Genomic DNA, 22,654 nt, shown 5'->3' on the forward strand with positions numbered 1-22,654 from the left:
TTATGAAAAAGAAGATGCATGACAAACCGCTTGCCCAAAATAGAAAAGCAAGACATGATTATACTATTGAGGATACGATTGAAGCGGGAATTGAACTCAGGGGCACGGAAATCAAATCCATCAGACGCGGCTCAGCCAATCTGAAGGATTCCTATGCCCGTGTCTATAGAGGCGAGATGTATGTGTACAACATGCATATCGCGCCTTACGAAGAAGGCAACCGCTATAACCATGATCCTTTGAGAACACGCAAACTGCTTCTGAAGCGGAAGGAGATCGACAAGCTGCTCGGAGAGACACAGGATCCCGGCTACTCGATCATTCCGCTCAAGCTCTATATCAAGAACGGCTTCTGCAAAGTGCTGCTTGGCGTTGCCCGAGGCAAGAAGAAGTATGACAAGCGTGAAGACTTGAAGAAGAAACAGATGAAGCGTGATATCGACCGTGCGATGAAAGACCGTATGCAGTAGCGGAATCTTGAAAAATGGAGACTGTTCTGCTATAATATAGTATACGTCTCGATAAGACGTGCTTTTAATCCGGGGACGTTCCGGATTCGACAGGGGCTGTTTGAGCAACTTAAGCGTGTCGGAGGTATCGGCTTCGTCATCAACGATACTCAGTTAATAATAACTGGCAAACAAAACAACTTCGCAGTAGCTGCCTAAGAGTAGCCTGCATCATCCCATGACGTTTCCTATGCGTCTTGATCGGATGATTCAACCTTAATAGGATACGCACCCCGGTCTTCCGTCTGCAGACCTGGGTGAAGAGATCAATCAGACTAGCATGGATCTGGGGTCTGTCTATTACCACCAGCCATGCGAAACTAAAAAATAGGCTACGCACGTAGAAAGAGTTGTGCCAAAGTCTCTGGACGCGGGTTCGACTCCCGCCGTCTCCATATGAAAGGCTCTAACCCCCGCGGTTGAGCCTTTTTTTATTTTTCTTATCCTTCTCACTGGCCTTGTGAATGCACTCTTAAATCTTTATTTTACATAGTAGATTAGCAGTCCCTACATAAATTTAGACTCGCCACCTAGTATATTTGCCTATTCTTCATCAACTATTGATTGATCATCACTCTTTATTAATCTCACTTCTCTATATCTTCCCTCATTATCTTTTACACGATTATTTAAAAGATCTGTACCTAATTGATTCTTTTGATCTTCTGTTTCAGCTACGAAGCTTTCGAATTTACCTACATAATTATCTTCTTCAACTAACTTTATATCTTCAATTACGAAGTCAAGTCGATTCTTATCACCCTCTAAATTCATTTCTAAAGTGTCATTATCAAAATTATAAGACCCTTCTATACCATCGTTAGAATCAACAAGTATGGCACGACCATTCTCAAAATAAACTTTGAACATAGCTAAGTCCCCTTGGTCCTCCTCTGAAATGGCATGTACACTGTAGACGTTATCAGAAAGTTCATCCGAAAAAGAACAAGCTACAAGACTTATAGAAATTATCATTATTAGTAAAAAAATTAATTTTTTAATATTGATCATCCTTTTATTGAATATTTTTACTACTAAGGGGTGGATAATATTATAGTAATAGTAATAGTAATTACTGTAAATTCTACATGACATAGGTAAAAAGTTCTAATGAACCTACTGTATCTATGTACAAAATATTTACATAGACTTTTATAATAAGATATTTATTTTCTAGTTTTGTTCAATATGACCGAGGGTAGACTCCAGTAAAGGTAAAAAAATACTGGTTTGAATTCAGAAAAATTATGAAAGACAGAGAGGTGTGTGAGAATGTACAAGAGTATACTGCTCCCTTACGACTTTGGAAATTCCTTCTATAATATCCCGGAACAGTTGGCGAAACTGACAGACAATAGCGAAGAAGCGAAAATTACGATTTTCAATGTGATTCCGGAGAGTGAACAGGTCGATAACGTAAAGTACCGAGGCAAGCATTTTAATGATATTGCCAACGACAAAATTGAAGAACTCAAACCTTTTACCGATCAGTTGGATGAACTTGGTGTGAACTATACAACCCGTTTCAAAGCGGGACGTGTAGTCAATGAGCTTATGAAAGAGATAAATGAAAATGATTATGAGATTGTCGTCATGAGCAACAGACGTTCGAAACGTGATATAAAACATGTTCTTGGACACGTTACACATAAAGTGGCAAAACGTGTCAATACACCCGTTCTGATTGTCAAATAGTAGTGAATTAAAATTTGGCTTTCCATTATAAAAGTCCGCAACCCTATGGTTGCGGACTTTTATAATCTCCGTTTATTCGTTGCCGGATGCCCTTTACCTTTTCTCTATATACTTTTATGGATGAATTTTCTTTCTTCTTGAGACTATTAAAATCTTAAAAAGAACTTAAGTTTTTACTTATTCACGTATTTTTTGTAGAAATTATATTTTTAACCGTTAGCTACGTCTAATAAATGAAAGTTCAGTTCACCTTTATAATAGGGAAATTGTTTCTTATCCTAATCTTCCTCTTCTTCAAGGTCATCAATCAATTTCTTCATTTCACTAATTTCTTCACGTTGTGCTTCTATGATTTCCTCTGAAAGTTTTTCTACTCTCGGATCTGTGATCTGTGCACGTTCACTGGTCAGGATGGCAATGGAATGGTGAGGAATCATCGCCTGCATGTAGTCGACATCATCTACAAACTGCTGGCTGCGGGCCATCCAGAATGATCCGCCAATCAATAAGGCACTGACTACGTATATGGCGATGTTCACCTTTTTGTTCGTATACATATGCCGCATGAAGAACAGCATGACAATGGCCATGGTCGCCCCCATATAGATGCCCATGTATGTACGCATCTCACTGAAGAAAAGATGGTTCCATTGGAAGACGGTGGAATACATCAGAACATACATGATGAGTGTTGATGTCAGTACCATGGCGAAAAAGTTGCCGTATTTTTTCATTTTGACCTTCTCCTTTTTCAATAATAGTTTTTTTTACTGATCTTATTGCTTATTCCCACCGACTTCTTTTATAAACTTCCCTTTATTACTTTTACTTGCAGGATTACAACCTTCTTATTTTGGGTAATTAACTTCTGAAGGGTGGTGCTCCATGAAGGAACGAGGGCGTATCGAACAGCTATGGGCACATGAGAAGTACAGTGTCATGTATCATAGCCAGAGCCATTATGAACGGATACGTGCTGCTCTGAAAAATGAACCGACTTTCGAAACAGTGGTATCACTGATTGAATCTGCCAAAGCGGTACCACCAGCACAGGGGTCGATGACCAATGCATTCGATCATATGTGGGGGTATTTCAAGAATATATGCAATGAAGCGGAAAAAGAGCAGTATCGGGAAATGAAACGGGCATTCCTGTCGGGTAACATAGCTGGTGCGACACTTATTACATTTCTGCATCACCTGTCAGAAAAGTATGAAGTGGACTATCTGCTCCAGTCATCACTGCTGCAATCGGAGGAATAAAAGAAATATTCTATATACAGTTTTATATTTCTTTCATTTGCTTTATAGTTGAAGAAAGTGTCGCGAGTAAATTTACCAAGAAGTTGTTGAAGGGGAATTTAATGAAAGTATCAGAAGTTATAGAAGCGATTAAAGGGAATATTATCAATCATGATTCATCAGAATCATTACATACTCAAAAAGAGGTTCACGGTGTCACTTCAATGTACCAGAACCTCCGTGCAGGAGATGTATTCATGCTGAAGGCTTCAAAGAATTCAAAGAAGTATGTGGAAGCGGCCCTCGAGTATGATCCGGCCCTCATCATCACGGATTTTGAGGTGGATACATTCAAAGCGTTCCATGAACATGTGACCATCCTGTATATTAGTGATTATAATGATGTGTCCATCAAAATGGTGGAGCTTTTCTATGGAGATTATATAGATCAGCTGAAGTATATCGCCGTTACAGGGACTAATGGCAAGACAACAACCAGCCACTTCATCGGCCGTCTTCTGTCAGAGCTTGGACTCAAAGTGGCGACAGTAGGAACACTGGGAATTTTTGATCATAAATACGAAAAAGTGGAATTTACACACTCGACCCCGACGACGCCCATGCACTTCGAGTTTGCAGAGGTCATCAAGTATTTCTCACTGCGTGATTATGACTACATCGTCTATGAAGCGACATCGATTGCACTCGATCAGCGACGGACGGACTTCATTAGGAACGAAATCGGCGTCTTCAATAACTTCAGTCCAGAGCATCTGGACTATCACCTGACGATGGAAAATTACTTGGCATCCAAGCTGAAACTCGCCTCATTAAGTGATCAGTGTCTAGTCAATGGGGATGTGTCTGAATATCAGAGTATCATGGATGACTCATTCCATTTTTCAAAGTATAAGGATACTTACTACCGGTTCAGCACTGCCATCGACCATATCGAACTCCATGTAGGAGATGTGAAACACACAGTGAAACCGCAGTTCCTCGGCGAACATAATTATATCAATCTGGCAACAAGCATATTTACGCTCTTGAAGCTTGGGTATGATGCAGGCTCCGTCATTGAAGCTTCCCGCAAGATCAGCCCTCCAGTCCATCGCTTCGAACTTTTCTCGAAGAACGAGTATAACTTCATTTTGGATTTCGCCCATACACCGATTGCAATCAACGAGTCCATCATCAATGCAGTGAAGTACGCTGAAAAGGTGGATAAGAAGCTGATTGTCATGGTGACAGGCATCGGTCTGCGCGGATATGAGAAAATCAGGATGACAATGGAGATGGTACCTGAAAACCTATACCGTCTCGTCCTCGCCGCAGAGCAGATCGGTTATGAGGATGAATATGAAATTGTAAGGATGATGCAGTCATCATTGCCTAAAACATATAACGAGACGAACACAATTGGCGCAATCTCACGTCAGGAAGGCATTGTACAGGCCATTGAACAAGCAGATGATGAGTCCATCATCCTGCTGACGGGCATCAATGAACCTCAGCATTATCGCGGCGATCTACTGGATCATGATGACAAGGCGTTCATCTACAATTATCTGGAAAAATAAAAAGACACTTCGTAGAAGTGTCTTTTTATATGCTTGAGTACCTATTAGCCGTTTGTTTTCTGGGCCATTCTGACAAGTACTTTTGCTACTGTATCTTTTTCTTCGCTATTATCCGTTGATTTCCAAAGCTCTTTCAGAACCTGTTCCTCGCGGTTGCGCGGCTCTTCATTTTTAGCAAGATAATCGGCAACTCTTTTCGCTGCTTTGGATAGCTGGTCTTCATCCATGCCCATCTTTTCACCTTTGGAAACCTGGTCTCCAAGATAGTTGATGAACTTGTTATAGCTCTCAAGAATCTGGTCTTTGTCTTCCTGATCCATGTTTTGTGCTTTCTGTTCTGGATTATTCACTTCTTCGTTAGCCATTCTCGATTCCTCCTATAATTTTCTAATGTCGTAGCGTTACGCAACGTTTCCAATTTGGGAGTGCAGTATCCTGAGCTTCCGGTTGAAATGATTTTTCCCGGATGATTAATGCTCTAGTCATATGATAGCCTTTTCCCGCCATACTTAAACATCTTTATGTCTAAAGGCAGAAGTTTTATATTATATTTGAATTTTCCCTATACTTTCTATATTGTATATAAATAAATAGTGATGATAAGAGGGATATGTATGAATGTTAAAGGCGTGGATATCGGGAGTGGACAGCCTAAAGTGGTTGTTTCCTTCTCGAATCATTCGAAAGAGACGGTGGATGAGGAAATCAAGGGTGTATTGGATAACCCTTCGGCAGTCGACATTGTCGAGATCAGAAGTGATGCGTTTGATGCACTGAGTCATGAAGCACATCTGGAACTCGTCAATCACATTATCGATAAATTGGAAGATTATCCGATTCTCTATACGTATCGGACGCAGAGTGAAGGCGGCAAGGGCCAGAAGACGGCGGTCGAGTACGAATCACTGCTCAACTCAGTGCTTGACCAGTGTGATATCCAGCTGATTGATATCGAGTTCTTCATGTATGAGGATATCGTTGATGCACTTGTTGAAAAAGCAAAGCGGAAAGGAATCCTGGTTGTACTGAGCCAGCATGATTTCAGGGACACCCCGGACTTTGATGAAATAATGGCGACTTACAAGGATATGCATGAACGTGGCGGTGATATACTGAAACTTGCCTACAACCCTGCGGATGGCCGTGATGTCCTGAGTATTCTGACTGCCGTACATGATGCGCGCCAGCAGCTTAAATGCCAGGTTGTCGGCATCAGCATGGGAGAGCTCGGTAAGATTACACGTGTTGCAGGCGGCGTTTTCGGTTCCTGTCTGACCTATGGTTACATTTCTCACAAGGCGGCACCTGGACAATTCCATGTGCAGGACCTGAAAAACAATCTGCAGATATTCGAATAGGTATTAAAAGAACGTCCAGCTCACTGAGCTGGACGTTTGTCATATCTATAGATTGTTCTGCAGGAAATCTTTGACTGATTCCGGTGATTTGGCATCTGCAGAATGCAGGTGGCCGAGTTTTTCTCCATTCTGGAAAACAAGCAGGCTTGGAATGCCCATGACATCATTTTCATCTGCCGCTTCAGGGAGCTCATCACGATTGAGTTCGTACCAGTCGATCTGGTTGTACTCCTCAAGAATCGGGTCGATGAACATGTTCATGCGAGTGCAGTCCGGACACCAGTCTGCGAAAAATTTGATGATGATCTTGTCATCGCCCTGTATTTTTTCTTTATAGTCATCATACTGTCTGATAGCTTCCATCATAAGTACTCCTTTATCAATTTATTTAAGCCTCATTCTATCATTTTTTGGTGGGAATATGGAAGATACATGCTTATTCTGCTTGCAATATCGAACAGCTTTTACGTATATTAAGAGTAGGAAATCTTCTGGAGGATGACGAATGATTACATTTTATGAATATCCAAAATGCACGACGTGCCGTAAGGGAAAGAAGTATCTTCAGGAAAGCGACGTCCAGTTCGACAGCATCGATATGGTGAAAAATCCACCCAGTGCCGATGTGCTTCGTGAACTGGTTGAAACTTCCGGTACGGATATAGACATGCTTTTCAATAAAAGGGGTAAAAAGTATAAAGACCTCAATCTGAATGATCGTCTTGATGGAATGTCACAGGATGAGAAACTTGCACTGCTTTCCTCGGACGGCATGCTGATCAAACGTCCACTGGTATACGATGGTACAAGTGTGCTGCTCGGCTTCAAAGAGGCTGAATACAGGCAGCTCGTGAACAGCTAGATTAACCTTGCCTTCATAGTGGGACTTATGAGATTATATGAGTGTAGTAGAAAAAGGAGGTTTTTGTCGTGGCAACACCTAAAGAATACAAGTATTCAGAAGATCATGAATGGGTCAAAGTCGAAGATGGCAAGGCGACAATCGGTATTACTGAATTTGCTCAATCAGAGCTCGGTGATATTGTTTTTGTAGAACTGCCTGCTGAAGGTGACACACTCACTACCGGCGAGTCTTTTGGCAGCGTTGAATCCGTCAAGACGGTCTCTGAACTCTACGCACCTGTAAGTGGTACTGTAGTTGAAATCAATGAAGGACTGGAAGACAGCCCGGAGCTTGTCAATGAATCTCCATATGAAAAAGCATGGATGGTTGTTGTTGAACTATCCGATGAATCCCAACTTGATAGATTGATGAATGCTGACGCCTACAATGAAATGGTGGACGCATAAAAGTGTAAACTCTGGACCCGGTCTGGAGTTTTTTTAAAATATCATACCAAGGGTGATGACTATGTATTTTTCCGATAAAGTGCTTATTGTCGAAGGAAAGACTGATAAACGGCGTATCGAAGAAGTCCTGATTGAACCTGTACAGATCATATGTACCCATGGTACAATGGGTATCTCAAAATTGGATGATATTCTCGACCAGCTGAATGGCTCTGAAATCTATATCCTGTCAGATGCGGATAAAGAGGGAAGAAACATCAGGAAATGGTTTAAAAAGCACTTGAGCGAAAGCACACATATATATATTGACCCGAAGTTCGGTGAGGTGGGCCGCTGTCCGAGGGACTATCTCGCAAACCTCCTCATGAGGCATGATTTCTATGTAGATACAAGCTTGATCATGAAAGGTAAGTTCAGTAATGATGAAAGAATCCAGAACACAAGATATTACCAGCCGTATTCAGTCTGAGGAAACGCTCATTATTTTCGGCTATGCGCCGATATGCGCCAACTGTCAGATCGCTGAAAGAATGCTCGATGTCGTGGCGGAAATGAGAGATTTCTCATATGCGTCAATAGATCTGAATTATCAGAAGGACTTTATTGAAACCTATGAGATCAGATCCACTCCGACACTGCTGCTATTCAAAAAGGGCGAACTCGTGAAGGAAATTTATGCATTCCATTCTGTTCCTTACTTGACTGAAGTAATGGACGAATTCCTTGTTGACGAATAGGAATGCAGGTGCTATTATTAATGACAATCTAATAAAAACTCTTATCAAGAGTGGTGGAGGGAAGTGCCCTACGAAACCACGGCAACCGTCATTGCGACAAGGTGCCAATTCACATGATCATTTGATCGAAGATGAGAGGCTGATGGATCAAACCAATGCCTACTCAACTTTTGAGTAGGTTTTTTGTTTTTTATGGAAAGGATAGCCATGCTGTCCAATATACAAGTCAGGATGAGGCATATGATCGACATTCGCAATGCAACTAAAATTTTCAAGACAAAGAGCAATAATATACAGGCAGTGGATGATGTTACACTGCACATCCGTCAGGGCGAGATCTTTGGTGTCATCGGCTATTCGGGTGCAGGCAAATCCACACTGATCCGAATGCTGAATGGGCTGGAACAGCCCTCCTCCGGTGAAGTGGTGATCGGAGAGGATGTCATCAGTACGATGACCCGTGCGAAGCTTAGGAAGAAGCGCCAGAAAGTATCGATGATCTTCCAGCACTTCAATCTTCTCTGGTCGAGAACTGTTGCGGAAAATATCAGTTTCCCACTTGAAATCGCCGGTGTTCCGAAGAAGGACCGGCAGCAGCGTGTCGCGGAACTGATCGAGCTGGTCGGCCTCACGGGCCGGGAAGACAATTATCCGAGCCAGCTTTCAGGCGGACAGAAGCAGCGTGTCGGAATTGCCAGGGCGCTGTCGAATGAACCGGAAGTGCTGCTGTGCGATGAGGCGACGAGTGCGCTCGACCCGGAAACGACGGATGAAGTACTGGATCTGCTGGTCAAAATACGCGATGAGATGAACTTGACCATCGTACTGATTACGCATGAAATGCATGTCATCCGCAAGATCTGTGACCGTGCAGCAGTAATGGAAGGTGGACGGGTGGTTGAAACCGGTCCTGTACTCAAGCTTTTCCAGAATCCGGAGCATGGAGTGACGAAGCGGTTCGTAAAAGACGACATCAACGATGAGGAGACCGCTCTCTCGTTCGAGGAAGTCAGGGAAATGTTCCCGACATCTAAGATACTCAAGCTCGGTTTTGTCGGTTCCCAGTCGAAAGCGCCGATTGTCTCGCAGGTTGTCAAAAAGTACAATCTGGATCTCAATATTCTTTCAGGCAATATCAAGCGGACCAACAATGAATCATACGGTCACCTCTATGTAGCGATCGATATCAATGAAACGGATCTTTTGAAACTGGAAGAAGAACTGGCTGAGCACGATGTAACAGTGGAGGTAGAAGGATGATGATTGGATTTATCAATGCGTTCGCTGAAATGTTCTCACTAGAGAACGTGAAGTGGGACGACGTTTTAACAGCAACATATGAAACGCTATACATGACTGTCATTTCAACGGTCTTTACGTTCATTTTTGGACTGGTGCTCGGCATCATCCTGTTCCTCTCCTCGAAAAGTGGACATGCAGCCAGCAGTCCGGTTTACGGTGTCACGGCATTTCTCGTAAACCTGTTCAGAGCCATCCCCTTCATTATTCTGATCATCCTGCTCATTCCATTCACAAAAGTGGTCATGGGGACGATCATGGGATCACAGGGTGCACTGCCGGCACTCATCATCGGCGCCTCGCCATTCTATGCACGTCTGGTCGAGATTGGATTGAAGGAAATCGACAAAGGCGTAATAGAAGCAGCAGAGTCCATGGGCGCCGGCACATGGACGATCATCCGCAAGGTGCTGCTGCCGGAATCACTGCCGGCATTGATTTCAGGCATCACTGTCACTGCCATCATGCTTGTCGGATCGACTGCGATTGCAGGCGTCATCGGAGCAGGCGGGCTTGGCAATCTGGCCTATATGGTCGGTTTCACAAGAAACCAGAGTGATGTGACTCTGGTTGCAACAGTAGTAATTCTGGTTATTGTCTTTATCATCCAGATTCTAGGTGATCTGACTGCAAAAGCGGTCGATAAGCGATAATCATAAAAATAAATCAATCAGGAAAGAGGGAAAGTATAATGAAGAAAATTTTCTTATTGTTTGTCATTTCAATTTTTGCGGCCATTCTGGTTGCATGCGGTAACGGTGGTTCGGAAGAATCTACAACTGAAGATAGTGAAGAAAGTGAAGAAACATCCGAAACGGCTGAAAATGAAGAGACTGAAGAGGCGGGCGGCACGATTTCCATCGCAGCATCCCCGGCTCCACATGCTGAAATTCTGGAAGAAGCAGCGACAATTCTCGAAGAAGAGGGAATTGAACTCGACATAGCGATTGTCAATGACTATACAACACCAAACCGTCTGCTTGCAGATGAGGAAGTTGATGCGAACTACTTCCAGCATACACCATACCTTGAAACAGAGAAGGAATCTCACGACTATGATATCACCAGCGCCGGCAATGTCCATATCGAACCGATGGCCGTCTATTCACAGGATTACGATTCATTGGAGGATCTGCCGGATGGTTCGACGATCCTCGTATCCAATAATCCTGCTGAAGAAGGACGTTTCCTGTCATTCTTCGTTGATGCTGGCCTGATTGAAATTGAAGAAGGCATCGAAATCCAGAATGCAACTTTCGATGATATCACTGAAAACGAAAAAGACTTCGAATTCAATAATCAGACAGCTCCGGAACTGCTCGTTGAAATGTATGAAAACAATGAAGCACCAGCAGTCATCATCAACTCCAACTTTGCACTTGATGGTGGACTGAATCCGGTTGATGACTCCATCGTAGTAGAAGGCGGAGAGTCCCCTTACGCCAACCTGATTGCAGTACGTACTGGCGACGAGGAACGTGAGGATATTCAGAAACTTGTTGAAGTACTTCAAGGCGATGAAATCAAACAGTTCATCGAAGATAACTACGAAGGTGCAGTGATTCCTGTACAATAGCAGTAACATCCCTGGGTCATGTGGCCCAGGGATTTTTCAATTGAAAAAAACAGACAGGAATTATCAATTGGCATCCTTATCACTGTTACTTTTTCCATTTAAGGAGTATATTTATAGTATAACCAAACCCGGAAGGGGGAAGAAAAATGAATGCACAGAATGCTCAGCTTTTCGACAAAGCGCTTGTCATGGTATCGTTCATCGTCTCAGCGTTTACAGCAGTTGTCGGACCATTGCTCATCTGGGTATTGAAGAAGGACGATGATCCAGTAACAGCAGAAGCATTGCGTCACGTGGCCAATTTCGGTATTTCCTACACGATCTACATGTTTGTGGCCTGGCTTTCATCCTTTATTCTCATCGGTCTGATCATCGGTCCGATCGTCACTGTGCTGTTCTACGTATTTCTGATCATCGGTGCCATCAAGGCCAATGATGGCATAATGTACAAACCGCCATTCACGCTTGATATCATCAAATAGTCATTTTCATTTACCCCATGATCATTATCAGTCGTGGGGTTTATTTTGTCGTCCAGGGGCTTTCTGAGAAAGTCTAAAGGTTTAAAGTGTGGCGCATTTACGTTATAATGTAGTAGTAAATGAAATCCCATATCAGACTTTGACTATTATTTATAATTATTATAAACTGGTATGGAGAATATTATATAAATTATCTGTTGGAGGGTTAATAAATGGCTTCTGTTCTAGAAATCAAAGGTCTACACGTCGAAATAGACGGCAAAGAAATACTCAAAGGTGTTGATCTCACAATCAGGCAGGGAGAAATCCATGCTGTAATGGGACCGAACGGTACGGGTAAATCCACGCTGGCTCAGGCAATCATGGGTCACCCGAGATACGATGTGACTCAAGGTGAAGTGCTGCTTGATGGAGAGAATGTACTTGAGATGGAAGTGGATGAGCGTGCGCAGGCAGGTCTCTTCCTCGGCATGCAGTATCCATCCGAAATTTCCGGTGTAACGAATTCCGACTTCCTCCGTTCTGCAATCAATGCACAGCGTGAAGAGGGCGACGAAATCAACTTGATGCAGTTCATCAAAAAGCTTGATAAGAACATGAACTATCTGGAAATGGATCTCGACATGTCAACACGTTACCTGAATGAAGGATTCTCCGGCGGTGAGAAGAAGCGTAACGAAATTCTGCAGCTCATGATGCTCGAACCTAAATTCGGCATCCTGGACGAAATCGACTCCGGTCTCGACATCGATGCACTTAAAGTCGTATCCAAAGGTATAAACGAACTCCGCGGCGAAGAATTCGGCGCACTGATCATCACACACTATCAGCGTCTTCTGAACTACATCACACCTGACTATGTGCACGTCATGATGCAGGGACGTGTCGTAAAATCCGGCGGTGAAGAACTGTCCCGTCGCCTTGAAGCTGAAGGCTATGACTGGATCAAGGAAGAACTTGGCATTGAAGACGAAACTATCGCTGCAGATGTAGAATAGACAGGAGGATGACCATGGCTACTGAAGTTAATGAATTTGTTATTAACGCTGATGAAGTCATCTCCCGTGCAGAATCACGCGGAGAATCTGAACTTCTCATCAGCAAGAAGAAAGAAGCATTGGCAACTATTGAAAACCTTGAAATGCCCAAACCGGATAAGACAAAAATAAATAAATGGGATTTCTTCACTGTTTCCCAGCCTGTAACAGACAGTGCAGTCTACGGTTCTCTTGAAGAACTGCCGGAATCAGTAAAAAATCTGCTCGACATTGAACATACGAAGAATGTATATGTACAGCATAACAACACACCGGCGTACCTGCAGGTTTCCGATGAACTGCTCGATCAGGGTGTAGTGATTGAAAACATCATCGAAGCAAGTGCAAATCATCCTGAGCTTGTCGAAAAGTACTTCATGACCGAAGGTGTCAAAATCGATGAGCACAAACTTGCAGCATATCACACAGCGATGCTCAATGGTGGACTGTTCGTATATGTACCTAAAGATGTGCAGGTCAAAGATCCTGTACAGATGGTAGTTCTGCACGATGACGAAAAGACTTCCCTTTTCAATCACGTACTTATCGTGGCAGACGAAGGTTCCGAGCTGACTTATGTAGAGAACTATCTTTCCACAGTCGATAAATCCAATGAGCAGATCAATATCATTTCCGAAGTCATTGCCGAAGACAATGCCAAAATCGACTACGGTGCAGTGGATTTCCTTGCTGAAGGATTTACCGGCTACATCAACCGACGCGGTATCGTCGGCAGAGATGCAACGCTCGATTGGGCACTTGGCCTGATGAATGACTCCAATGTCATCAATGACAATACAACGTATCTGATGGGTGATAACTCAAGCTCCAATCTGAAGACTGTTGTTGTAGGGCGTGGCGACCAGAAGCTCAACTTTACAACACAGATCATCCACTACGGAAAAGACTCTATTGGACATATTCTGAAGCATGGCGTCATGAAAGACAGTGCATCCAGCATCTTCAATGGTGTCGGCCATATCAAGCATGGTGCTGCAGGCAGTGATGCCCAGCAGGAATCCAGAGTGCTGATGCTGAGTGAAAAAGCACGTGGTGATGCCAATCCGATTCTTCTGATTGATGAAGATGACGTTACAGCAGGCCACGCAGCTTCCGTCGGCCGTGTGGATCCAATCCAGCTCTTCTACCTGATGAGCCGCGGCATTTCAAAGAAGGAAGCGGAAAGACTTGTCATCCACGGTTTCCTTGATCCGGTAGTCAGTGCATTGCCGATTGAATCCGTCAAAAGACAACTTAAGGAAGTCATCGAGTTGAAAGTACTCTCAAAATAAGCTTTAAAGGGGTTTTCCCGCATGAATATCGAAAATGTCAGAAAGGATTTCCCGATCCTTGATCAGCAGGTCAACGGCAAAGAACTCGTCTACCTGGATACATCAGCGACGAGCCAGACACCCACACCTGTAATAGATGCAATGACTGCCTACTATAAGGAATACAATTCCAATGTGCACCGCGGTGTGCACACGCTCGGCACAAAAGCAACAGATGGTTACGAAAAGGCACGTATGAAAGTAAGATCATTCATCAATGCCAAGCGTTATGAGGAAATCATATTCACGCGGGGGACCACTGCAGCACTCAATCTTGTCGCACGCAGTTTCGGTGACATGGTCATCGAACCAGGCGACGAAATTGTAGTGACAGAGATGGAACACCATGCCAATATTGTGCCGTGGCAGGAACTGGCAAAGCGCAAGCAGGCGGAATTGAAGTTTATTCCGATGGAAGCGGACGGCACGTTTACAATGGAGAATGTGGAAGCGACGATTGGTGAAAAGACGAAGATTGTTGCCATCACCCACGTCTCCAATGTGCTTGGTACAATCAATGATATCAAGGAAATTGCCAGGATCGCCCGCAAGAATGATGCCTATATTTCCGTTGATGGTGCCCAGGCGGTACCGCATATGTCAGTGGACGTGCAGGACCTGGATGTTGATTTCTATGCATTCAGCGGCCATAAGATGCTTGGTCCTACAGGCATCGGTGTACTCTACGGCAAAAGCGAACTGCTTGATGATATGGAGCCGATCGAATATGGTGGAGACATGATCGACTTCGTAGATCTCAGAACTTCCACATGGACCGACTTGCCGGTCAAGTTCGAGGCAGGTACACCAATGATTGCCGAAGCGATCGGCCTTGCCCGTGCAATCGACTACATCGAAGAAATCGGCCCACAAACCATTCTGGGATATGAGCAGGAACTCGTAGACTATGCACTCGAGCGCATGCGTTCAATGGAAGGTATCGAAATCTATGGCCCGGACAAGCGTGCCGGACTGATTACTTTCAACCTTTCTGATGTCCATCCACACGACCTTGCCACCGCCCTTGACAGTGAAGGGATTGCCGTCAGGGCCGGCCACCACTGTGCCCAGCCGCTGATGAAGTGGCTTCAGGTATCATCAACTGCAAGAGCAAGTTTCTATATATACAATACTAAAGAAGAGATTGACGTCTTTATAGAAGGGCTCAAGCGAACGAAGGAGTTTTTCTCTTATGAATTTTAACAACCTCAACCAGCTTTATCGTTCAGTCATCATGGACCACTACAAGAACCCGCGCAACAAGGGCACTGTCGAAGATGGCACACTGACTGTGGATATGAACAACCCGACTTGTGGAGATCGTATCCGTCTGACATTGAATGTCGTCGATGATGTTGTTAAAGACGTCAAATTCGATGGTGAAGGCTGCTCCATCTCCATTGCCAGTGCATCGATGATGACAGAAACCATTACTGGCAAGAAAGTCGACGAAGCACTCGCCATGGGGGACGAGTTCAGCAGAATGATGCTGGGCGAAGATTACGATATGAACGAAGACATGGGAGATATCGAAGCCCTGTCGGGCGTCAGCCAGTTCCCAGCACGCATCAAGTGCGCAACCCTTTCATGGAAAGCACTTGAAAAAGGGGTTAAAACCTCAGACAGCAATAATAATAAGGAGTGAGTTATATGGCTAAAAAAGCACCGGAAATTGAGGATTACAAATATGGTTTCCATGATGAAGACGTATCTATTTTCCGTTCAGATCGTGGATTGACAGAAGAAATTGTACGCGAAATTTCCAAAATGAAGGAAGAGCCCGAATGGATGCTCGACTTCAGACTCAAATCGCTGAAACATTTCTATAAAACGCCGATGCCTACTTGGGGTGGCGACCTTTCCGAACTCAACTTCGATGAAATCACATACTATGTAAAACCATCCGAGAACACAGAACGCTCATGGGATGAAGTACCGGAAGAAATCAAGCGTACGTTTGACAAACTCGGTATTCCTGAAGCAGAGCAAAAGTATCTTGCAGGTGTTTCTGCACAGTATGAATCCGAAGTTGTGTACCACAACATGGAGAAGGACCTCGAAGACAAAGGCGTCATCTTCAAGGATACAGATACTGCGCTTCATGAAAATGAAGATCTTTTCAGAGAATACTTCTCGACAGTCATCCCGTATACGGATAATAAGTTTGCTGCACTCAATTCAGCAGTATGGTCCGGTGGTTCATTCATCTACTGCCCACCAAATGTCAAACTGGATACGCCACTGCAGGCGTACTTCCGTATCAACTCCGAAAATATGGGTCAGTTCGAACGTACACTGATCATCTGTGATGAAGGATCCAGCGTACACTACGTTGAGGGTTGTACTGCACCTGTCTACACGACGAATTCACTGCACTCAGCAGTTGTTGAAATCATCGTCAAGAAAGATGCATACTGCCGTTATACGACAATCCAGAACTGGGCGAACAACGTATACAACCTTGTTACCAAGCGTACATTCGTTGATGCCAACGGTACAATGGAATGGGTCGACGGCAACATCGGCTCCAAGATCACCATGAAGTACCCGGCAGTATTCCTAAAAGGCGAAGGCGCACGTGGCATGACACTGTCCATCGCACTTGCAGGTAAAGGACAGCTGCAGGATGCCGGAGCGAAGATGATCCACCTGGCACCGAACACATCATCTACAATCGTTTCCAAATCCATCGCAAAACAAGGTGGTAAAGTGTCCTACAGAGGACAGGTCCACTTTGGTAGAAATGCAGATAACGCACGTTCCAACATCGAATGTGACACGCTCATCATGGATAACGAGTCCACTTCAGATACGATTCCTTATAATGAGATTCTGAATGACAACATCTCATTGGAACACGAAGCGAAAGTTTCCAAAGTATCCGAAGAACAGCTCTTCTATCTCATGAGCCGCGGTATCGGCGAAGTCGAAGCGACAGAAATGATTGTCATGGGCTTCATCGAACCATTCACAAAAGAACTGCCAATGGAATATGCGGTTGAAATGAACCGTCTGATCTCCTTCGAAATGGAAGGCTCCATCGGTTAATAACAGTAATGGACTCCCTGTCACACTGTGGCAGGGAGTTTTTTTGTTAGAAATGAACTAGAAAAAAGGAAGTTTGACATTCATGAAAAGTTCTACGAAAAAACAGGTTCTTATTTTTATTGGTCGCGTTGTCATGGTGATCGCTGGTGCATTCATCACGGCCTATGGTCTTGAGTCTGTACTTATTCCCAACCAAGTATCGGATGGTGGTGTAACCGGCATAAGTATTGTTGGTTCCACATTATTCGACATACCACTCGGTTTTTTGATTGCTATCTTGAATATTCCATTCATCTGGCTCGGATACCGCCAGATTGGTACCAAGTTTGCAGCCTTGTCTGTTGTCGGTATTCTATCCCTGGCGTACTTTACTGCAATCATGCATCATATACCGGTCATTATCGAAGGGGATTCCCTTTTGATCACTGTGGTTGGTGGTGTCATCATCGGTCTAGGTATGGGTATTGCGTTGCGTAATGGTGGTGCCCTTGACGGTATCGACATGTTCGCTGTACTGCTTTCGAGAAAATTGCCATTCGGAACGAGCGACTTGATTCTATTCCTGAATACATTCGTATTCTTGCTCGTCTCTACTGTATTTGGATTTCAAGGTGCCATACTCTCAGCAATTGCCTACTTTATCGCTTCGAAAGTGATACATTTAATTGAAGAAGGACTCAGTGGATCGAAAACATTCACCATCATCACAATACATCCTGAACCAATTATTGAAACGATAAGGGAAGAGCTTGGAAGGACATGTACCTATAATGAAATCCATGGTGGCTACACTAGAACGAAACTCACGCAAGTCACTTGCATCATTAACCGGTTGGAAGAACAGAAGTTGAAAGAGATAATCGCCAGACTCGATCCACAAGCTTTTCTTGCTGTGTATGATGTAGCCGATGTGAGAAAAGGTTCGTTTATAAAGCAGGATATTAATCAGTAAGGTTTACTCAGATCAGACCATATTAAAAACCCACAACTTCATCGTTGTGGGTTTCATCATGTATTTTTCTAGTACAGGTAGTGGTTGCCTGTCTGCAGATTATATAGGGAGTAGCCGAAATCCATCTGCAGGTGCGGGTAGTCCCTGAAACTTTCCCAGTCGCCGCCCCAGGTGAATCCGAGTTCCTTGGCGATCTGTGCAACTTCAAACCAGTCTGATCTGCCATTACCGTTGCCATCGTACTCGATATCCCAGATGACGTTTGGACCGACTTCAATTGCATAGTCGACTGCAAGACCATAGTTGTGATAGGATTGTCCGCCGCGGGCGTTCGTTACAATATTACCTGCAGTAGTGCGTCCTTGTGCAAAGAGTGCATCCTGTTCTTCAAAAGAACGGAAACCATCTGTAAATCTGATGACGATACCGATCTGGGCCGCTCTCTGCCTAAGGATCTCCGCGTGCTCTGCAACAATCGGGTGCAGACCATCCGGCTCGGGCGTTTCATATGTATTTTCATTCCACTGCTCAGCTGAAACAGTTTCAGTCGCTGTCAGGATGAAGCTCGATACGGCTAACAGTGCGACAAGTACTGCAGATAGAGATTTGATGTTCTTTTTCATAAGCATTATCTTTCTCCTTCATATGTAAATTTGACTTGCCTCCTTACCATACCATTGCAGCACCAGTTTTCAATAAATAGCCTTAAATGGTAATACAATTGTAATATTATTTTGAGAAAATTAACAATTTTTATTTCAAAAAGTGTTCTCGTTGCAAAATAAAAGCACTGGCATATTATATACCAGTGCACCATTCATCATTTCGTTATATTGGGATTGCTATCTATATTCTTTCTGAAGCTCACGGATGGAGTAGCCGAAATTCATTTCGAGGTGTGGGTAATCCTTGAAAGACTCCCAGTCTCCGCCCCATTCGAAACCAAGATCCTTGGCGATGTCAGCCACTTCCAACCAGTCGGCTTTCCCGTTGTCATTGCCGTCATATTCAACATCCCAGATGATTTCCCCATCCGCTTCGATTGCATAGTCGATGGCGAGGCCATAATTGTGATAGGATTCCCCGCCACGGGCGTTTGTAACGATTTCACCGGGAAGTGATCTGCCCTTGCTGAATAGCGCATCCTGTTCTTCAAAGGAACGGAAGTCGGATGTTATCGTAATTTTAATGTCTTTCTCTTTTGCCTTTTCCTCGAGTGCCTCGGCTTTCTTTTCTACTTCAGGGTGGAGTGCATCGGGCATTTCTTCAAAATCCAGTTCCACCTTGTCTGTATTCTCACCTTTCTCTTCTACAGCAACAGTATCCAGATCAGCGAACAGCATGCCTGTCAGTGAAATAAAACTGAAAAACATCATATATAGGGGTTTGAGTCTACTTAGCATGGAATGGTCCATCTCCTCATTTGTGTAATATCTCATTTAAAATGCAACTTTGCTATCATAGCATCTCCGAAAGATTTTCAGAACCTGTTTTCATGATTTGAAAAGAAACATTAATTCCCCTGTAATATTTCTCTAATATTCAACTGTCCTTAGACGGGTATGACCAGCATGCGGCAAGGGTCTGATCTTGATAGCAGGAATTTCAGGGGGATTATTTATTTTCCAGAAATAAGGGTATAATGACATAAAGACTGAATGGAGGGTTACATTGAAGATTGCAGGTCGGGAAGAGATGCTTGAAATCGAAAGATACGCAATGAAGGAAATTGGTATTTCCGGTGCGGTACTGATGGAAATTGCCGGCAATCAGATTGCTGAAGAAATCATGCGGTCATATCCGGATCAATCTGTACATATCACCGTATTGGTCGGTAGTGGAAATAACGGTGGGGATGGTTTTGTCATTGCCAGAAGGCTGTTCGATGCCGGATACACACCTGACGTCTGGCTGCTTGCGGACGAGGAAAAGCTCGAAGGGGATGCAAGGACACAGTACCAGATTCATACGCGGCGCAAACTATCCCTTCATCTGATGGAAGAAGGGTTGTCGAGTCTGGATGAAACACTGAAGCAATCGGAAGTACTGGTTGATGCGATGCTCGGTACAGGCGTGAAAGGTGCGGTAAGGGAGCCACTCAATCAGATCATTGAGCAAGTGAATTCGCATGATTTCCATGTCATTGCAGTCGACATACCTTCGGGACTCGACTGCAACACAGGAAAAGTGGAAAATGTAGCAGTTGAAGCAGATGAGACATACGCTTTTACAATGCCGAAGCTCGGATTCTTCCTGCAGGATGGTCCATCTGTAATCGGCAACTGGCAGGTGAAGAATATCTCCGTACCGGAAGGACTGGCGGATGATCTGGAGATGAATCTGCCGGAAGTCATTACCCGGGCACTTGCAACAGCGTCTCTGCCGAAGAGGCCGCAGTTCGGACATAAGGGAACGTTTGGCCATGCACTTGTCTTCGGCGGCTCGAAACCCTTTGTCGGTGCACCGATCTACAGTGCACATACAGCATTCCATTGCGGCGTAGGTCTATCCACGCTGGTCATCCCTGAAGAGGTATATCCGGTCATTGCCAGCCAGAATCAGACTGCACTCGTCCGTACTCTGCCGAGTGAGTCCGGCCATTTCACCGGAGCGGGGGTCGAAGAAGCACTTTTTGAAAAAGTGACTGCAGTGGCCATCGGACCCGGCATGGGTCGTTTCGACCAGGGACCGGAACTCATCAGGGATATCATCGGCCATCTTGATGAACAGCCGGTCGTCATCGATGCGGACGGGCTTTTCCATGTAAAAGACCAGTTGGAGCTGCTGGACCGTTATAAAGGCCCGGTCATTCTGACACCACATCCTGGTGAAATGGCAACCCTGACCGGCAGATCTGTAGCTGAAGTGGAAGCGGATCGATTGGACATCGCCCAAAGTTTTGCCAGCGAGCATAATGTGAATCTCGTGCTTAAAGGCCACCGTACCATTGTAGCGACGCCGCATGGCACATGGGTGAATCCGCTCGGGAACGATGCTCTGGCCAAAGGTGGCAGTGGAGATGTTCTCACAGGCATGGTCACTGCCTTCCTTGCACAAGGTGCAGCACCAGATGATGCGATGCGAGCAGCTGTTTATCTCCATGCTGCTTCAGGAGAACAGGCGGCAATCGACTGTTCACATTATGGGGTGACGCCGGATGATATCATTGCATCGAGCAGGAAAGTGCTTAAACAGCTGGAGGGGAATGGATGAAGGAGAAGGCAATCAAAAGCGGCAACGGCAACCTTTTCAGAAATGGTGTGGCAGTCGGCGGTAAGCTGCACTTGACCTCTGAACATATATATCATATGCCACATGCCATGAATCTGAACAGAAGACAGACGGAAATCGCTCTGTGGGATGTGGCATCAGTCAATCTGATCAGCCACCACATGATGAAGATGATTCCGATTCCGAACGGTCTGGAAATCATTTTGCAGGACGGTGAGTCACTGCAATTCGTCGTCAATGGCAGAAAACGCTGGAAGCGTGAGATTGAGCGTGCATTGGAAAAGATGGAACAGGAAACGACGTAAGAGGACGAAAGGGGTAAGGTTATGGAAAAACAGGAATCATTCAGTCTAAAGGGGTTCGGCATGCTGCTCAGGGTAGTTGCCGTAGTGACATCAAGCATTGCGACCATCATATCGACCGTACTGCCGTTGGCATTCGGTTATGATATATCAAAGGTCGATCTTTTCCTATTGTTTCTGCTGCTGGTAGTCGGTGCGCTGCTTGTCCATGGGGTACTGACACATGTATTCAACGATATTGTAGACTTTAAATCAGGAACAGATCAGGAGAGTCCGGGTATGCTTTCCGGTGGCAGCCGAGTACTGCAGAACGGCGTCATGTCCTTCAACATGATGGTGCGTATCGGGATCGCTGTTACATTGCTCCTGCTGATCGCAGCTGCGCTCTTCATCATATTTGGACAGATGGAACTCGCGATACTTACAATTGTCGGGCTGTGGGGGGCGATCAGCTATTCACTGAAACCTTTCCGCTTTGCATACCGGCCGTTTCTTGGTGAATGGCTGAGCCTCTTCCCATCGATTCTGCTGCTCGGCCTTGCGGCGCCATGGCTCATGCTGGACAGCATTCCACTATGGGCATGGCAGAATGCACTGATCAATGCACTATGGTGCATGGCCTGGGTCATGATCCATCATGTACCTGATATAAAAGCCGATCGGCATGCCACACCGACGAAGCAGACGACTGTCGTGTGGGCGGCAAAGAAATTCGGCATGAAAGCAGCCCCGACACCGGCACTGCTCTATCTGATCATTGTCGGCCTGCTGGCAATCTCGGTCATCTGGGACCGTCCGGTTGCAGCAGTCGGTACATTGCTCCTGCTCGGATATGGAATCTACATGGTTCTGAAGATAGATGTGGATAATGTGGAGCAGGTCACGGCATACGAAAAAGTGCTTCTGCTGCTTGCGATGGCAACAGCAATATGGCTCGGCCTATTCCCGACCATGTAGAAGAGCC

The 22,654-nt window shown here is 44.8% G+C and carries 28 protein-coding genes, 1 other RNA gene and 1 riboswitch; of the genes, 23 read left to right on the forward strand and 6 right to left on the reverse strand.

Going from position 1 to position 22,654, the window contains the following annotated elements:
* The first annotated feature begins 2 nt into the window (after positions 1-2).
* Both smpB and ssrA read left to right on the forward strand, forming a co-directional pair.
* A complete protein-coding gene (smpB, locus tag GQ671_RS05735) occupies positions 3-470 on the forward strand; it encodes an SsrA-binding protein SmpB (protein ID WP_160654030.1) in 468 nt (155 codons plus the stop codon).
* A 71-nt stretch (positions 471-541) separates the two neighbouring features.
* Positions 542-907: a transfer-messenger RNA gene (gene ssrA / locus GQ671_RS05740) on the forward strand.
* Between the two features lie 145 nt (positions 908-1,052).
* Here ssrA and GQ671_RS05745 read toward each other — a convergent pair.
* A complete protein-coding gene (locus GQ671_RS05745) occupies positions 1,053-1,379 on the reverse strand; it encodes a hypothetical protein (protein ID WP_160654033.1) in 327 nt (108 codons plus the stop codon).
* Positions 1,380-1,781: 402 nt separating this feature from the next.
* On the opposite strand from GQ671_RS05745, the gene GQ671_RS05750 reads away from it, so the two are divergent.
* Complete coding sequence (locus tag GQ671_RS05750) at positions 1,782-2,204, forward strand: universal stress protein (RefSeq protein WP_160654035.1); 423 nt, start codon at positions 1,782-1,784, stop codon at positions 2,202-2,204.
* Between the two features lie 278 nt (positions 2,205-2,482).
* Here the strand turns inward: GQ671_RS05750 and GQ671_RS05755 are convergent, their stop codons facing one another.
* Positions 2,483-2,938: a DUF305 domain-containing protein gene (locus tag GQ671_RS05755; RefSeq protein WP_160654037.1), complete on the reverse strand. Its 456-nt coding sequence runs from the start codon at positions 2,936-2,938 to the stop codon at positions 2,483-2,485.
* Positions 2,939-3,089: 151 nt separating this feature from the next.
* Between GQ671_RS05755 and GQ671_RS05760 the strand changes: the two genes are divergently transcribed.
* Positions 3,090-3,467, forward strand: coding sequence for a YbgA family protein (locus GQ671_RS05760; RefSeq protein WP_160654040.1), 378 nt, complete (start codon positions 3,090-3,092; stop codon positions 3,465-3,467).
* 101 nt (positions 3,468-3,568) lie between these two features.
* Complete coding sequence (locus GQ671_RS05765) at positions 3,569-5,026, forward strand: Mur ligase family protein (protein ID WP_160654042.1); 1,458 nt, start codon at positions 3,569-3,571, stop codon at positions 5,024-5,026.
* A 44-nt stretch (positions 5,027-5,070) separates the two neighbouring features.
* Here GQ671_RS05765 and GQ671_RS05770 read toward each other — a convergent pair whose 3' ends face one another.
* A complete protein-coding gene (locus tag GQ671_RS05770; protein ID WP_160654045.1) occupies positions 5,071-5,391 on the reverse strand; it encodes a DUF3243 family protein in 321 nt (106 codons plus the stop codon).
* A 249-nt stretch (positions 5,392-5,640) separates the two neighbouring features.
* On the opposite strand from GQ671_RS05770, the gene aroD reads away from it, so the two are divergent.
* Complete coding sequence (gene aroD / locus GQ671_RS05775) at positions 5,641-6,384, forward strand: type I 3-dehydroquinate dehydratase (RefSeq protein ID WP_160654050.1); 744 nt, start codon at positions 5,641-5,643, stop codon at positions 6,382-6,384.
* 45 nt (positions 6,385-6,429) lie between these two features.
* On the opposite strand, the gene GQ671_RS05780 is transcribed toward aroD, so the two are convergent.
* On the reverse strand, positions 6,430-6,747 hold the full coding sequence (locus tag GQ671_RS05780; protein ID WP_160654052.1) for a thioredoxin family protein: 318 nt from the start codon (positions 6,745-6,747) through the stop codon (positions 6,430-6,432).
* Positions 6,748-6,889: 142 nt separating this feature from the next.
* Between GQ671_RS05780 and GQ671_RS05785 the strand changes: the two genes are divergently transcribed.
* From GQ671_RS05785 to GQ671_RS05850, 14 genes are all read left to right on the forward strand, one after another.
* Complete coding sequence (locus GQ671_RS05785) at positions 6,890-7,246, forward strand: arsenate reductase family protein (RefSeq protein ID WP_160654054.1); 357 nt, start codon at positions 6,890-6,892, stop codon at positions 7,244-7,246.
* A gap of 68 nt (positions 7,247-7,314) precedes the next feature.
* Positions 7,315-7,695, forward strand: coding sequence for a glycine cleavage system protein GcvH (gcvH, locus tag GQ671_RS05790; RefSeq protein ID WP_160654057.1), 381 nt, complete (start codon positions 7,315-7,317; stop codon positions 7,693-7,695).
* Between the two features lie 61 nt (positions 7,696-7,756).
* Complete coding sequence (locus tag GQ671_RS05795; RefSeq protein ID WP_211364891.1) at positions 7,757-8,164, forward strand: toprim domain-containing protein; 408 nt, start codon at positions 7,757-7,759, stop codon at positions 8,162-8,164.
* Entirely contained in the window at positions 8,118-8,432 is a 315-nt protein-coding gene (locus GQ671_RS05800; RefSeq protein ID WP_246153176.1) for a thioredoxin family protein, read from the forward strand. Before GQ671_RS05795 ends, GQ671_RS05800 begins: the two co-directional genes overlap by 47 nt.
* A gap of 38 nt (positions 8,433-8,470) precedes the next feature.
* A riboswitch (SAM riboswitch) is annotated at positions 8,471-8,570 on the forward strand.
* Between the two features lie 102 nt (positions 8,571-8,672).
* Entirely contained in the window at positions 8,673-9,692 is a 1,020-nt protein-coding gene (locus GQ671_RS05805) for a methionine ABC transporter ATP-binding protein (protein WP_160654063.1), read from the forward strand.
* Positions 9,689-10,384, forward strand: coding sequence for a methionine ABC transporter permease (locus tag GQ671_RS05810; RefSeq protein WP_160654065.1), 696 nt, complete (start codon positions 9,689-9,691; stop codon positions 10,382-10,384). The genes GQ671_RS05805 and GQ671_RS05810 overlap by 4 nt, the downstream gene beginning before the upstream one ends.
* A 38-nt stretch (positions 10,385-10,422) precedes the next feature.
* A complete protein-coding gene (locus GQ671_RS05815; RefSeq protein ID WP_160654068.1) occupies positions 10,423-11,307 on the forward strand; it encodes a MetQ/NlpA family ABC transporter substrate-binding protein in 885 nt (294 codons plus the stop codon).
* 146 nt (positions 11,308-11,453) lie between these two features.
* Complete coding sequence (locus GQ671_RS05820) at positions 11,454-11,789, forward strand: DUF4870 domain-containing protein (RefSeq protein ID WP_160654070.1); 336 nt, start codon at positions 11,454-11,456, stop codon at positions 11,787-11,789.
* A gap of 212 nt (positions 11,790-12,001) precedes the next feature.
* On the forward strand, positions 12,002-12,787 hold the full coding sequence (sufC, locus tag GQ671_RS05825; protein WP_160654072.1) for a Fe-S cluster assembly ATPase SufC: 786 nt from the start codon (positions 12,002-12,004) through the stop codon (positions 12,785-12,787).
* A 14-nt stretch (positions 12,788-12,801) separates the two neighbouring features.
* A complete protein-coding gene (sufD, locus tag GQ671_RS05830) occupies positions 12,802-14,118 on the forward strand; it encodes a Fe-S cluster assembly protein SufD (protein WP_160654075.1) in 1,317 nt (438 codons plus the stop codon).
* 21 nt (positions 14,119-14,139) lie between these two features.
* Positions 14,140-15,360 carry a cysteine desulfurase gene (locus GQ671_RS05835; protein ID WP_160654078.1) on the forward strand — a complete coding sequence of 407 codons (1,221 nt, stop codon included), beginning with the start codon at positions 14,140-14,142 and terminating at the stop codon, positions 15,358-15,360.
* The gene (sufU, locus tag GQ671_RS05840) at positions 15,350-15,802 is read left to right on the forward strand and encodes a Fe-S cluster assembly sulfur transfer protein SufU (RefSeq protein ID WP_160654080.1); all 453 of its coding nucleotides are present in this window, start codon (positions 15,350-15,352) and stop codon (positions 15,800-15,802) included. The genes GQ671_RS05835 and sufU overlap by 11 nt, the downstream gene beginning before the upstream one ends.
* A 5-nt stretch (positions 15,803-15,807) precedes the next feature.
* Positions 15,808-17,205, forward strand: a complete 1,398-nt coding sequence (sufB, locus tag GQ671_RS05845; RefSeq protein ID WP_160654083.1) for a Fe-S cluster assembly protein SufB — start codon at positions 15,808-15,810, stop codon at positions 17,203-17,205.
* Between the two features lie 82 nt (positions 17,206-17,287).
* On the forward strand, positions 17,288-18,157 hold the full coding sequence (locus GQ671_RS05850) for a YitT family protein (protein WP_160654085.1): 870 nt from the start codon (positions 17,288-17,290) through the stop codon (positions 18,155-18,157).
* A 68-nt stretch (positions 18,158-18,225) separates the two neighbouring features.
* On the opposite strand, the gene GQ671_RS05855 is transcribed toward GQ671_RS05850, so the two are convergent.
* Together GQ671_RS05855 and GQ671_RS05860 are read right to left on the reverse strand one after the other, a co-directional pair.
* Entirely contained in the window at positions 18,226-18,780 is a 555-nt protein-coding gene (locus tag GQ671_RS05855; RefSeq protein WP_160655009.1) for a M15 family metallopeptidase, read from the reverse strand.
* A gap of 219 nt (positions 18,781-18,999) precedes the next feature.
* A complete protein-coding gene (locus tag GQ671_RS05860; RefSeq protein WP_160655011.1) occupies positions 19,000-19,533 on the reverse strand; it encodes a M15 family metallopeptidase in 534 nt (177 codons plus the stop codon).
* A gap of 295 nt (positions 19,534-19,828) precedes the next feature.
* Here GQ671_RS05860 and GQ671_RS05865 point away from each other — a divergent pair, with 295 nt between their 5' ends.
* The 3 genes from GQ671_RS05865 to GQ671_RS05875 are packed head-to-tail and all read left to right on the forward strand — an operon-like array spanning position 19,829 to position 22,647.
* Positions 19,829-21,370, forward strand: coding sequence for an NAD(P)H-hydrate dehydratase (locus tag GQ671_RS05865; protein ID WP_160654088.1), 1,542 nt, complete (start codon positions 19,829-19,831; stop codon positions 21,368-21,370).
* A complete protein-coding gene (locus tag GQ671_RS05870) occupies positions 21,367-21,693 on the forward strand; it encodes a hypothetical protein (RefSeq protein ID WP_160654091.1) in 327 nt (108 codons plus the stop codon). The genes GQ671_RS05865 and GQ671_RS05870 overlap by 4 nt, the downstream gene beginning before the upstream one ends.
* 21 nt (positions 21,694-21,714) lie before the next feature.
* The gene (locus GQ671_RS05875; protein WP_160654094.1) at positions 21,715-22,647 is read left to right on the forward strand and encodes a prenyltransferase; all 933 of its coding nucleotides are present in this window, start codon (positions 21,715-21,717) and stop codon (positions 22,645-22,647) included.
* Positions 22,648-22,654: the final 7 nt, after the last annotated feature.

Origin of the sequence: Salinicoccus hispanicus (assembly GCF_009831115.1) — a bacterium.
Classification (GTDB): domain Bacteria; phylum Bacillota; class Bacilli; order Staphylococcales; family Salinicoccaceae; genus Salinicoccus; species Salinicoccus hispanicus.

Bases quoted from the DNA above. Each gene is read 5' to 3' on its own strand.
- GQ671_RS05810 (WP_160654065.1), top strand. From the start codon at position 9,689: ATGATGATTGGATTTATCAATGCGTTCGCTGAAATGTTCTCACTAGAG.
- GQ671_RS05815 (WP_160654068.1), top strand. From the start codon at position 10,423: ATGAAGAAAATTTTCTTATTGTTTGTCATTTCAATTTTTGCGGCCATT.
- GQ671_RS05835 (WP_160654078.1), top strand. From the start codon at position 14,140: ATGAATATCGAAAATGTCAGAAAGGATTTCCCGATCCTTGATCAGCAG.
- aroD (WP_160654050.1), top strand. From the start codon at position 5,641: ATGAATGTTAAAGGCGTGGATATCGGGAGTGGACAGCCTAAAGTGGTT.
- GQ671_RS05780 (WP_160654052.1), bottom strand. From the start codon at position 6,747: ATGGAAGCTATCAGACAGTATGATGACTATAAAGAAAAAATACAGGGC.
- GQ671_RS05820 (WP_160654070.1), top strand. From the start codon at position 11,454: ATGAATGCACAGAATGCTCAGCTTTTCGACAAAGCGCTTGTCATGGTA.
- sufD (WP_160654075.1), top strand. From the start codon at position 12,802: ATGGCTACTGAAGTTAATGAATTTGTTATTAACGCTGATGAAGTCATC.
- GQ671_RS05860 (WP_160655011.1), bottom strand. From the start codon at position 19,533: ATGATGTTTTTCAGTTTTATTTCACTGACAGGCATGCTGTTCGCTGAT.
- smpB (WP_160654030.1), top strand. From the start codon at position 3: ATGAAAAAGAAGATGCATGACAAACCGCTTGCCCAAAATAGAAAAGCA.
- GQ671_RS05870 (WP_160654091.1), top strand. From the start codon at position 21,367: ATGAAGGAGAAGGCAATCAAAAGCGGCAACGGCAACCTTTTCAGAAAT.
- GQ671_RS05795 (WP_211364891.1), top strand. From the start codon at position 7,757: ATGTATTTTTCCGATAAAGTGCTTATTGTCGAAGGAAAGACTGATAAA.
- GQ671_RS05875 (WP_160654094.1), top strand. From the start codon at position 21,715: ATGGAAAAACAGGAATCATTCAGTCTAAAGGGGTTCGGCATGCTGCTC.
- GQ671_RS05755 (WP_160654037.1), bottom strand. From the start codon at position 2,938: ATGAAAAAATACGGCAACTTTTTCGCCATGGTACTGACATCAACACTC.
- GQ671_RS05750 (WP_160654035.1), top strand. From the start codon at position 1,782: ATGTACAAGAGTATACTGCTCCCTTACGACTTTGGAAATTCCTTCTAT.
- GQ671_RS05745 (WP_160654033.1), bottom strand. From the start codon at position 1,379: ATGTTCAAAGTTTATTTTGAGAATGGTCGTGCCATACTTGTTGATTCT.
- sufU (WP_160654080.1), top strand. From the start codon at position 15,350: ATGAATTTTAACAACCTCAACCAGCTTTATCGTTCAGTCATCATGGAC.
- GQ671_RS05855 (WP_160655009.1), bottom strand. From the start codon at position 18,780: ATGAAAAAGAACATCAAATCTCTATCTGCAGTACTTGTCGCACTGTTA.
- GQ671_RS05785 (WP_160654054.1), top strand. From the start codon at position 6,890: ATGATTACATTTTATGAATATCCAAAATGCACGACGTGCCGTAAGGGA.
- GQ671_RS05850 (WP_160654085.1), top strand. From the start codon at position 17,288: ATGAAAAGTTCTACGAAAAAACAGGTTCTTATTTTTATTGGTCGCGTT.
- GQ671_RS05765 (WP_160654042.1), top strand. From the start codon at position 3,569: ATGAAAGTATCAGAAGTTATAGAAGCGATTAAAGGGAATATTATCAAT.
- GQ671_RS05760 (WP_160654040.1), top strand. From the start codon at position 3,090: ATGAAGGAACGAGGGCGTATCGAACAGCTATGGGCACATGAGAAGTAC.
- GQ671_RS05805 (WP_160654063.1), top strand. From the start codon at position 8,673: ATGATCGACATTCGCAATGCAACTAAAATTTTCAAGACAAAGAGCAAT.
- GQ671_RS05800 (WP_246153176.1), top strand. From the start codon at position 8,118: ATGAAAGAATCCAGAACACAAGATATTACCAGCCGTATTCAGTCTGAG.
- GQ671_RS05770 (WP_160654045.1), bottom strand. From the start codon at position 5,391: ATGGCTAACGAAGAAGTGAATAATCCAGAACAGAAAGCACAAAACATG.
- sufC (WP_160654072.1), top strand. From the start codon at position 12,002: ATGGCTTCTGTTCTAGAAATCAAAGGTCTACACGTCGAAATAGACGGC.
- sufB (WP_160654083.1), top strand. From the start codon at position 15,808: ATGGCTAAAAAAGCACCGGAAATTGAGGATTACAAATATGGTTTCCAT.